This is a genomic window from Halolamina sp., from assembly GCF_036626355.1.
Taxonomy (GTDB): domain Archaea; phylum Halobacteriota; class Halobacteria; order Halobacteriales; family Haloferacaceae; genus Halolamina.
Map to the genome: position 1 here is coordinate 38,937 of NZ_JAZKRY010000011.1, position 9,330 is coordinate 48,266.

The window sequence follows — 9,330 nt, forward strand, 5'->3', positions numbered from 1 at the left end:
TACGGGGTGATTTCCGACGATTCGGTGCCGCACGATTTTGGTCGCAGCGGCGCGTTGAGAGTAGTGGCCCGGATGGGCCGCGGCGTCGCCGCCGGCCGCCGGAGGTGGGAGGTTCTCGGTCGCCGGAACAGCCGCCGCTGGGTTGACATCTCGCTCCCCGAAGCTGATTGCTGGCGTCCAGGAGTGTCCGCCTCAGACATGACTCGCGACCACCTCCTCGAGTGTCTCTTCAGCAGTCGCGAGTGACTGACGGCGCGATTCGACCGCCGCAGTGTGCTCGGCACGCACCGCGTTCAGTGTCTCAGCTGACTCAGCCACGGCGTCAGAGGCGGGCCCACCACGCGAGTCGCGCGCGGCAACGCTCCCGCGAGCGGACAGGAGCGTCCGAAGCGACTCGGTATCGACGTGGGCCGAGAGCGGTTCATCCAGCGTCTCGATAGCTGCGTCTTCCAGTGCGGCCACGAGCGCCCCGGTGCTGGCCTCGGCAGGGACGGTAGTCGCCGCCTCGGCAACCAGTTCGTGGGCCGTTCTGAACGGGACCCCAGCGGCCGCCAGCGCGTCGGCGGCGCCGGTGGCCGTCGAGAACCCCGTGCCGGCGTCGGCCGCGCAGGCCTCGGCGTCCCATTCGGCTGTCGCGACCGCGCCAGCCGAGACCCTCGTCGCCTCGGTGACGATATCCACCGCGTCCCACGCGTGCGGGGTTGCACGCTGGAGGTCGCGGTTGTAGGCGCGGGGAAGCCCTTTCAGCGTCGTCAGCAGCCCGGTGAGCTCCCCGACGGCGTCGCCGCTGACCGCGCGGACCAGTTCTAGCGAGTCGGGGTTCTTCTTCTGTGGCATGATGGAGGAGGTAGAGGCGTAGGCATCGTCGAGCTCGACGTGGCCATCCTTCGCCGCCTCGATGAGGTCCGTCGCCACTCCCGAGAGCGTTGCCGCGAGCGCGGCCAGCGCGCTACTGCCCTCGACCAGGAAGTCGCGGGCGGTCACCGCGTCGGCAGCGTTCTCGACGATGCCGTCGAACCCGAGCAGGGCGGCCGTGCACTCGCGGTCCACATCGAACGTGGTGCCGGCAAACGCCGCAGCGCCCAGCGGCGACTGGTTCGTGCGGTCGTACGCATCGAGCAGGCGCTCAGTATCGCGCGCAACTGCCCCCACGTAGGAGCTGAGCAGGTGGCCAACCGTCGTCGGCTGAGCGTGCTGCCGGTGGGTAAATCCGGGGACGACGGTGTTTGCCTCAGCCTCTGCGGCCTCGAGGAGTGACTCACGGAGTGTGAGCGTCGCGTCGGCGGCTTCCAGCAGGTCCTCACGGAAGCGATAGCGGATGCAGGTCGCCACCTCGTCGTTACGCGAGCGCGCGGTGTGCATCCGCCCGCCTGCGGGCCCGACACGGGCCACGACGGCCGACTCGATCGCCTCGTGAACGTCCTCGCCAGCGGGGAGTGCCGCGTGGCCGTCACGCTCGACGGAATCGAGCGCCTGGAGGATCGCCTCGGTATCTGCGTCGCCGAGGATTCCCTGCCTGGCCAGCATCACGACGTGGGCACGGTCGACAGCGAGGTCAGCAGCGAAGATGCGCGTGTCGGCGTCGAGACTCGACATGAACGAGCGCGCTGGGCCGCCGGCGAAGCGCTCGCCGCGGACGACTGTCTCCTCGGCGTCCGCGTCGGCCCCGTCCGACCCTGCATCCACATCGCGGTCCGGTTGGCCGTCACCGGACGCGCCCTCTTCGCGGTCCGGTTGGCCGTCACCGGACGCGCCCTCTTCGCGGTCCGGTTGGCCGTCACCGGACGCGCCCCCGTCACTCATCTACTGGCCACCGTCCGTGGAGAGCTCCGGTTTCTCGACATCGCCGTCCACGTCCTCCGCCGCCTCGGTGACCTGGTTGGCGAGGCGCTCCTGGAAGCCGTGGTACTTCGCGACGCCCGTCGCGTCGGACTGCTCGATGCCGCCGACAGTCTCGGTGTTGAACGAGGCTGCGCTCTCTGAGTAGACCCCGTACTCGGACTCGCGGGCCACTGGGCGGACCTGTCCGCCCTGGAGCTTCACCGTCACCGTCCCGTTCACCTTCGACTGGCAGGCATCGAGATACCCCTCCAGTGCGGTCACCAGCGGCGCGTCGACGAGCCCTTTGTAAGCCGCTTCGGCCCACTGCTGATCGATCTGGGGTTTGAACTCGCGCTCGGCTTTGGTGAACACGAACTGCTCGAGCCCTTCGTGGGCGGTCAGCAGCACCGTCGCGGCCGGATGTTCGTAGTTCTCACGCACCTTCAGCCCGAGCATGCGGTCCTCCAGCATATCCGTGCGGCCGACGCCGTGGGCGCCCGCGAGCGCGTTCAGTTCCTCGATAAGCGTGACGGGGTCGATAGGGGCCCCGTTCAGCGCGACCGGGTAGCCGTCCTCGAACGTGATGTCGACCAGGTCCTCGCCGCCGTCGGGCGCCGAGGTCCAGTCGTAGATCTCCTCGCTCGGGACGTGACTCGGGTCCTCGAGGTCGCCGCCCTCGACTGAGCGCGACCAGAGGTTCGTGTCGATGCTCCACTCGCCCTCGTTGCCGGCTTCGACGGGCAGGTCGCGCTCTGCGGCGTACTCGACTTCCCACTCACGCGTGAGGCCGAGCTCGCGCACCGGTGCCACGACGTCCAGTCCGGAGCCACGCCAGACCGTTTCGAAACGGAGCTGGTCGTTCCCCTTCCCCGTACAGCCGTGGGCGATGGCGTCACAGTCCTCCTCCTCGGCGACCTCCAGAATCGCTTCGGCGATGACCGGACGCGCGAGCGCGGTGCCCAGCGGGTAGCCCTGATAAGTGGCGTTGGCGCGCACCGAGTCCAGACAGAGCTCCGCGAACGCCTCGGTGGCGTCGATGATATGGATATCCAGTCCCAGCGCGTCGGCGGTCTCCGTGGCCTCGGCGAACTCGGCGTCGGGCTGGCCCACGTCGACGGTGACAGCGACGACCTCGTCGTACTCGTACTCCTCTTTCAGTAACGGCACACAGACTGTGGTGTCCAGCCCACCGCTGAACGCAAGTGCAACACTCGTCATACACACGGCTGAGAGTCGCTATCCAATAAATCCAGCGTAATTGTTTTTGAAAGAAAATCGGTTGCGCGGCGCTCACGACGGCAAACAGGCAGGAGCAACAGCGAAACGGTGACGAAGTGAGAGAGTGGAGTTGGGCCTAACAGGCCCGCGGCCGGATCTCGACCCGCCGCTGTCGGAGGGAGGCGACGACAGGGGCGGAATCGGGTGTCACATGTGAAACGGCGGAGGCAAGCGGTAAAACAGTTTCGACAATGCGGTCATCTTCAGCACCTGGGTCCCAGTCGCTCGTAACTCGGTTTCGCTCTACACCCCCGCCGGGATGGTTCAGGCGCACTCTCGAGCGGGGCTTCGCAGGACCGCAGCTGGTTTGCTCACGTATCGGAAACTGCCGGCCGGGAGGCGGCCAGCTACGAATCGACCAGGGGGAACGATGCCAGCCTGTCCGACGCGATCGCGGTGAGTCCCCGTGAGGTCGCCGACTCGTTTGCCCGAATCGCGAAGGCGTCTCGAAGCCCCGTCCGCGTTGCAACGGGCTGGAACCGAACGTTCGTTCCGTCCGGACCGACGGTCAAGAGCAGGTAGGCCTGGGGGAACGAACAGGAGGTCGGGACCATCAGTTCACGCACGCCCCCCTGGGTTGCTGTCGCCGGCATGTGGAGGTGCCCGGTGAGCAGCATCGCGGGGTCGATGTTCGTCAGTTGGTCGACGAACCCCTCGCCGTCGCGGGTGACCGGCGGGATACCCATCTCCGGCTCGACAGCGTCGCGATGCGCCCGCAGTTGGTCGAACATCGCCGGGAGGTTGTGGTGGGACAGCACCACTGGGTCAGTCGCACGGTCGGCGACGGCGCGGAGTGCGTCGTCGTTCGCGGGATCGAGAGCGCCATCATGGGTGTCGAAGAGGAACTCACGGGTTCCGGCGGTGTTGAGTCCAACCACGTCGACGCCGGCGACAGTGGTCAGAAACGGGAACTCGCCATCCGGCGCATATCGGTCGGCAAACTCGGTCGTTGGCATCGTTTCATGCTCGTCGCTGGATTTCGGAACGTCGTGGTTGCCGGGGATGGCGTAGAAGGGAACGTCGAGGTCGGCGACCGCCGCGTCGACGGCATCGACGTTCCACGGTTCCCCGTCTTTCGTGAGGTCGCCGACCGACAGCACGGCATCGACGCCGCGCGCGGTCGCGTCAGCGAGCGCATTTCGGAAGTGCTGTTCAGTGACGTCGAATAGCTTTGACGTTCCCTCCGCTCGCGTTGCCACGTGTGGGTCGGCGATGACGGCGAGCTTCGTCGGTGTTTCGGTGGTGGGCCTGTCGAGGGATGCCAGAAGCGACCCGCTGTTGGCACCCGGTGTGAACTGGTTGCGTTCCACGCATCGGTGATTGGGCGAGAAGCATAAATAACCCGATATGAATGCGTACGAGCCCCACAGTAACACTCCATACTGGAACGTATCACGGAGTGACTGCTCCACCGAGTGGCTCCAGGGGCCGCTGTTGACTCTGAAAATGGGATGGCCCGCACTACGACGACTCACGGAAGAACGCACTCGGATCATCGTGGCGAACAGTTCCGAGATGCGTCCAGTCGAGCAGTTGGACGTGGGTGTAGAGCTCGCCGCGCTCGCGAGCGGCCATTTCGAGCTCCTCGGCGACACCGGTGTCGACGGCGCCAGCCAACAGCAGCGCTCGCCGAGTCGTCGCATCTGTGATTTCGGTGACGAAAAACAGCGTTGAGCCAAGCGACCGGCGATGGACTGTGGACCCATCGACGTCGCCATCGAGGACCGACCGAACGTCGCTGGCGACAGCGTTCGGCACGGTGTGGACGAAGCCAAAGCGGTCAGATTCACCCACCTCCGGCGATTCAGGAGCCGTATCGCCAGCTCGCACGGCGACTACCTCCCACCCGTCCTCCCGGTATTGTCGGGCTATCTCACGCATCTCGCCAACTGTTCGCTCCCACGGGCCGATCTCGGTTCGCTCCTCCGAGTTCCGTTCACTGTCGCTCATCTATTCGGTGATGGGCCCCAAGACCTGTGTTTGTTGCTATTTTTTCACTTTGGGATATTGCGAGCTATGTACTGTTGGGCAGTACCGCGTTCAGCACCCAGGACTCCGGAACGGAATGAGTAGTTCGACAGCCCGTATCCAACTGTTAGCAAGGTTGGACCGGGACCACGGCCACCGAGACCACGCTCAAGCTCCCGAGCGGGAGAAGGAGAAAAACGACCCTGAGGTGTCCGAGCTCTCCGAGTACGTTTCTGGATCGCTGGCGGTACGCGCTCCCGAAAGTACGTCTTCGAGTTCGACCTCGAGGCACCCTTCCACGCAGCGCTGGGCCAGATCGCCTCGGAGAGTGCGTTCGTCGTCTCCCCCGAGAGTACAGTTGGCGACATCGAAGCGGGCGAAACTGTCGGCCTCGATGCCGCCACCGACGGGAGCGTTGTTTATCGCGGTACGGAAGTCACGGAGCTCTCCGGCCGTCCACGTCGACAGTGGCAGCGGAACGCCCAACTCGTGTTTCAGGACCCACAGGAAGCGTTCGATGACCGAATGACCGTCGGCGAGATCATCCGGGAACCGATGGACGCCCACCTAGTTGGGACGCCCGCCGATCGAAAACAGCAGGTGTACGAGCTGCTGGACCGTGTTGGTCTCTCCGAGGAACACTACTACCGGTAGCCACACCAGTTCTCAGTCGGGCAGCGCCAGCGCATCGGTATCGCCCGCGCACTCGGGTTGGAGCCTGATTTCTTCGTCCTGGACGAGCCCCTCAGTGCTCTCGATGTCTCCGTCCAGGCGCGCGTCATCACCCTCCTCTCTGAACTGCAGGCTGAACTCGGCCTGACGTATTTGTTCATCGCCCACGACCTGAGTGTCGTCCGCCAGATTGCTGATCGAACTGTGGTGATGTATCTCGGCAACATCGTGGAAACGGGACCAACGGCGCAGCTGTTCGACGAGCCATCCCATCGGTATACCGCGTCCCTCCTCTCTGCGGTTCCTGGCTCCCACGCCCGTGGCCGAGCACAGCCGGACAGGGGGCGAATCAGACTTCACGGCACGCCGCTGAATCCGCGGAATCCGCGCGACGGCTGTCCGTTCACAACACGCTGTCCGGCGAAGATCCGATCGGACGACACGATACCGGAGCCTCTCTGGGTCGCCCTCGGTGGGTTCCGCGGTGTCCTCCGCGAGCGTGCAGGACGTGATGTCTCGATATCGACCGTTCTGAAGCGGGGACTCGGCTTCGCCGACAACGAGACAGCCCGGACTGCACGTGCTGACCTGTTCGGAAACCTGGACGTCCCACCGGCGCTCGCATCGGAACTGGACACGGCGGTCCATCTGGCGACAACCGGTGAGGACGGGGCAGCGGCTGCGCATCTTCGGGAGACGTATGGGAGTAACTGTGACCGTGTCGAGTCTGAGAACCGACAGAATTCGGACGGCTCTCTACTCGTCCATCGCGGCCTCTGTCGCCCGCGCGAGCGCAGCCACGCCGCGGTCCATCTCCGCTGCGGTGACGTGGCTGAAAGAGAGCCGGAGCGAGCGCTCGCCACCGCTGTCGGCGAAGAAATGCGAGCCCGGGAGGTAGGTCACTCCCTCTTCGGCGGCTTCGGGGAGCAGTTCCCCGCTGTCGATGCCTTCGGGCAGCGTCACCCAGACGAAGAAGCCGCCTTCGGGCTCGGTCCAGTCCGCTCCCGGAGGAAGATGAGCAGCCAGCGACTCGAGCATCGCGTCACGCCGCCCTTCGTAGGCTTCGAGCAGTTCCTCGACGACTGGCTCATAATGACCAGCATCGAAGTAGCGTCCCAGCACGCTCTGGGTGAACGTGTTGGTGCCGCCAGCCGAGATATGGCTAATCTGCTCGATTATCTCCTCGTGGCCGACCAACCAGCCCGTCCGGACGCCGGGGGCGATGGTTTTCGAGAACGTCCCCATCCGCACGACCCAGCCCTCGTCGTCAAGCGCCGACAGCGGCGTCACGTCGTCGCCGTCGAACCGGAGTTCGCCGTAGGCGTCGTCCTCGACGATGATGAACTCGTACTCGGCGGCGAGTTCGAGCAGCCGCTCCCGGCGCTCGCGGCTCAGCGTCGTCCCCGTCGGGTTCTGGAAGTTCGGGATGGTGTACACCAGTTTCGGCATCGGCGCCTCACGCTCGCGGCGCTCCTCCAGTGCTGTTTCGACGGCGCTCACGTCGAGGCCGTCGTCGTCGAGGGAGAACCCCGTCACCTCGACACCGTAGTTGCCGAATAGCGAGAGCGTTCCCATGAACGTCGGCGCCTCGACGAACACCTCGTCGCCGTGGTCCAGGAACGTCTGGGCCACTCCGTCGATGGCGTGGGTCGCGCCATTGGTCAACAGCAGTTCGTCCGTGGTTGCTTCGATGCCGTGGACGGCCTCGCGCTCGAGAACCCCCTCCCGGAGGCTGTCGACGTACTCCCCGCCGCCGTACTGAAGCGCGTGGCTTCCCTCCTCTTCGAGCACCGCTCCGAGGGACTCAAGCAGTGCAGTCTCGGGGAACGACTCCGGGTAAGGAAAACCGAAGCTGAGCGAGACGGCATCGGGAGCGGTGATCGACCGCCAACTCCCGTACCCTGGCTCCTCGAGCGTTTCCTGGACGGTTCTCGCGAACAGTTGGTCGAACAGCGTCGACCGATCGGACTCAGTCATTGACGGAGAACAGTGGCCTCACGAGATAAAGCCACGCGACCCGGAAAGCCAGGAACCGCGTGTGAATCGGTCTCAGGGAAGCGGTATCGGAACCCCAACCGACGGCGGCAGCGTAGACGCGGCTCTCCTCGCTGCGGCGAGCCAGTGAAGGCCGCCCTCTACGGAGGGCACGCAGTTCGGTGTCATCGAGCGGCCGGTCCGGAAGCGCCTCGAGTACGGACACGGTAGCTGGTAGCTCCGGCAGCGTGAAACAGCTGTCGGCACGCCCACACTCCGAACGACGACCACTCAATGGGTTCTCGTATTCCTTGACGATATGGTCTGAACTACCGGGCCCGATTCCCTCTCGAAATGGTTTCGACGCCAACACAACAACAGATTTCCGTTGCGAGGGCGAAAACTACGCATGAGTGAAACTGCCCTTACCCGACGAGAGGCCCTCCGCGTCGGCGGCACCGCCCTCCTCGCCGGACTTGCCGGCTGCTCCGGAAGCATCGGCGGCAACGTGACGACCTATGGGAAGTGGACGCCAGAACAGTCCGGGAGCGGCGCTGAAGAGAGCGGCGAGTCGATGCACACCATCCACCCAAGGGAGCTCGACGAGGCCCGACACGCACTGGGCGACCGCTACACCCTCATGTCGGAGCTTCTCGACCCACCGGTGCCATCCCTGGAGTTCGGCGAACTTTCGACGGTCTACTCCAACGGTGGCTGGTTCACGATGCTCTACGGGATCGAGGCGGAGTTCGAGCAGGACGAGATGGTGTCGGCCTACGAGACCGAGTCCGACGCCGAGCCGGTCGGCAGCAGCTACGAGGGGTACGAACTGCTTCGCGTGGAGGCGATGCTCTCCTCCTACCTCGTCGGCGTGGCTGACGGGAAAATCGCCATCGCCGGCGCGGGGGAGCGCGACCGCGCGGCCCTGGAGGCGCTGGTCGACGCCCGCCGCGGTCAGGCCAGACGGGTCGACGGCGACGGCCCGCTCTCCTCGTTCAGTTCGGCGATCGGCGACGAGTCGTTCCTCCAACTCTCGCTGGGCGACCACGTGTCGACGAGAATCGGCGAGACGACCCCGACCGCTGTCGCCTCCGGATTCAGCGTCGTCGATACGGACGAAGAGCTCGTCGGACTGACAAGCGCCTTCAGCATGCCCCAGACGGTAACTGAGCCGGTGGTCGCCGTCGAGAGCCATCTGGAAACCGACGCGACCGTCGGCGTCGCGTCCTACGCGAACCCCGAGGTGACGACTGAATCGGGCGTCGTCGTCGCCACTGAGGAGCGGCCAATCGACGACGGGCTGGTGTTCTGAACACCGACCGTCTGCTGCGCTCGCTCCCTGGCAAACGTGTGACCATCACCAGAAGCCTCCGGCGTCCGGTTAGCAGCCAGGAATCTCTGGTTTCTGGCGACAAAAACCCCCGTCGGCCCCGACAGGGCTACCGTGGACTGCCGATTCAGCTCGTTCGCTCGCAGTTTGAAGCTGTTTATCAAATTAGTTATAGGTCACCAACCGTCGACGGTTTCACACAGCGACGGTGGAGTTTCCGCGGTCGCGAGATGGAGCTCGCGACAGGTCACCAACCGTCGACGGATTCACACAGCGACGGTGGAGTT

Annotated in this window: 7 protein-coding genes and 1 pseudogene; 3 read left to right on the forward strand and 5 right to left on the reverse strand. The window is 65.2% G+C overall.

Features of this window, described 5'->3' with window-relative positions:
- Nucleotides 1-192: 192 nt before the first annotated feature.
- The 4 genes from argH to V5A38_RS03150 all read right to left on the reverse strand — a co-directional run bounded on the left by argH (nt 193) and on the right by V5A38_RS03150 (nt 5,049).
- Nucleotides 193-1,803, reverse strand: coding sequence for an argininosuccinate lyase (argH, locus tag V5A38_RS03135; protein WP_332324293.1), 1,611 nt, complete (start codon nt 1,801-1,803; stop codon nt 193-195).
- Nucleotides 1,804-3,039 (reverse strand): argininosuccinate synthase, encoded by a 1,236-nt coding sequence (locus V5A38_RS03140; protein WP_332324294.1) that lies wholly within the window; start codon nt 3,037-3,039, stop codon nt 1,804-1,806.
- 407 nt (nt 3,040-3,446) lie between these two features.
- Nucleotides 3,447-4,409: a metallophosphoesterase gene (locus tag V5A38_RS03145; protein WP_332324295.1), complete on the reverse strand. Its 963-nt coding sequence runs from the start codon at nt 4,407-4,409 to the stop codon at nt 3,447-3,449.
- Between the two features lie 151 nt (nt 4,410-4,560).
- Nucleotides 4,561-5,049: a hypothetical protein gene (locus V5A38_RS03150; protein ID WP_332324296.1), complete on the reverse strand. Its 489-nt coding sequence runs from the start codon at nt 5,047-5,049 to the stop codon at nt 4,561-4,563.
- A 507-nt stretch (nt 5,050-5,556) separates the two neighbouring features.
- On the opposite strand from V5A38_RS03150, the gene V5A38_RS03155 reads away from it, so the two are divergent.
- Together V5A38_RS03155 and V5A38_RS03160 are read left to right on the forward strand one after the other, a co-directional pair.
- The gene (locus tag V5A38_RS03155; protein ID WP_332324297.1) at nt 5,557-5,721 is read left to right on the forward strand and encodes a hypothetical protein; all 165 of its coding nucleotides are present in this window, start codon (nt 5,557-5,559) and stop codon (nt 5,719-5,721) included.
- 39 nt (nt 5,722-5,760) lie between these two features.
- Nucleotides 5,761-6,108, forward strand: a pseudogene (locus V5A38_RS03160) (ABC transporter ATP-binding protein); the annotation flags it as partial.
- A 387-nt stretch (nt 6,109-6,495) separates the two neighbouring features.
- On the opposite strand, the gene V5A38_RS03165 reads toward V5A38_RS03160, so the two are convergent.
- Complete coding sequence (locus tag V5A38_RS03165; RefSeq protein ID WP_332324298.1) at nt 6,496-7,716, reverse strand: PLP-dependent aminotransferase family protein; 1,221 nt, start codon at nt 7,714-7,716, stop codon at nt 6,496-6,498.
- A 406-nt stretch (nt 7,717-8,122) separates the two neighbouring features.
- Between V5A38_RS03165 and V5A38_RS03170 the strand changes: the two genes are divergently transcribed.
- Nucleotides 8,123-9,025, forward strand: coding sequence for a hypothetical protein (locus tag V5A38_RS03170; protein WP_332324299.1), 903 nt, complete (start codon nt 8,123-8,125; stop codon nt 9,023-9,025).
- Nucleotides 9,026-9,330 lie beyond the last annotated feature (305 nt).

What these genes read in the sequence shown, in the direction of transcription:
- V5A38_RS03150 (WP_332324296.1), bottom strand. Translation starts at nt 5,049, where the DNA reads ATGAGCGACAGTGAACGGAACTCGGAGGAGCGAACCGAGATCGGCCCG.
- argH (WP_332324293.1), bottom strand. Translation starts at nt 1,803, where the DNA reads ATGAGTGACGGGGGCGCGTCCGGTGACGGCCAACCGGACCGCGAAGAG.
- V5A38_RS03140 (WP_332324294.1), bottom strand. Translation starts at nt 3,039, where the DNA reads ATGACGAGTGTTGCACTTGCGTTCAGCGGTGGGCTGGACACCACAGTC.
- V5A38_RS03170 (WP_332324299.1), top strand. Translation starts at nt 8,123, where the DNA reads ATGAGTGAAACTGCCCTTACCCGACGAGAGGCCCTCCGCGTCGGCGGC.
- V5A38_RS03165 (WP_332324298.1), bottom strand. Translation starts at nt 7,716, where the DNA reads ATGACTGAGTCCGATCGGTCGACGCTGTTCGACCAACTGTTCGCGAGA.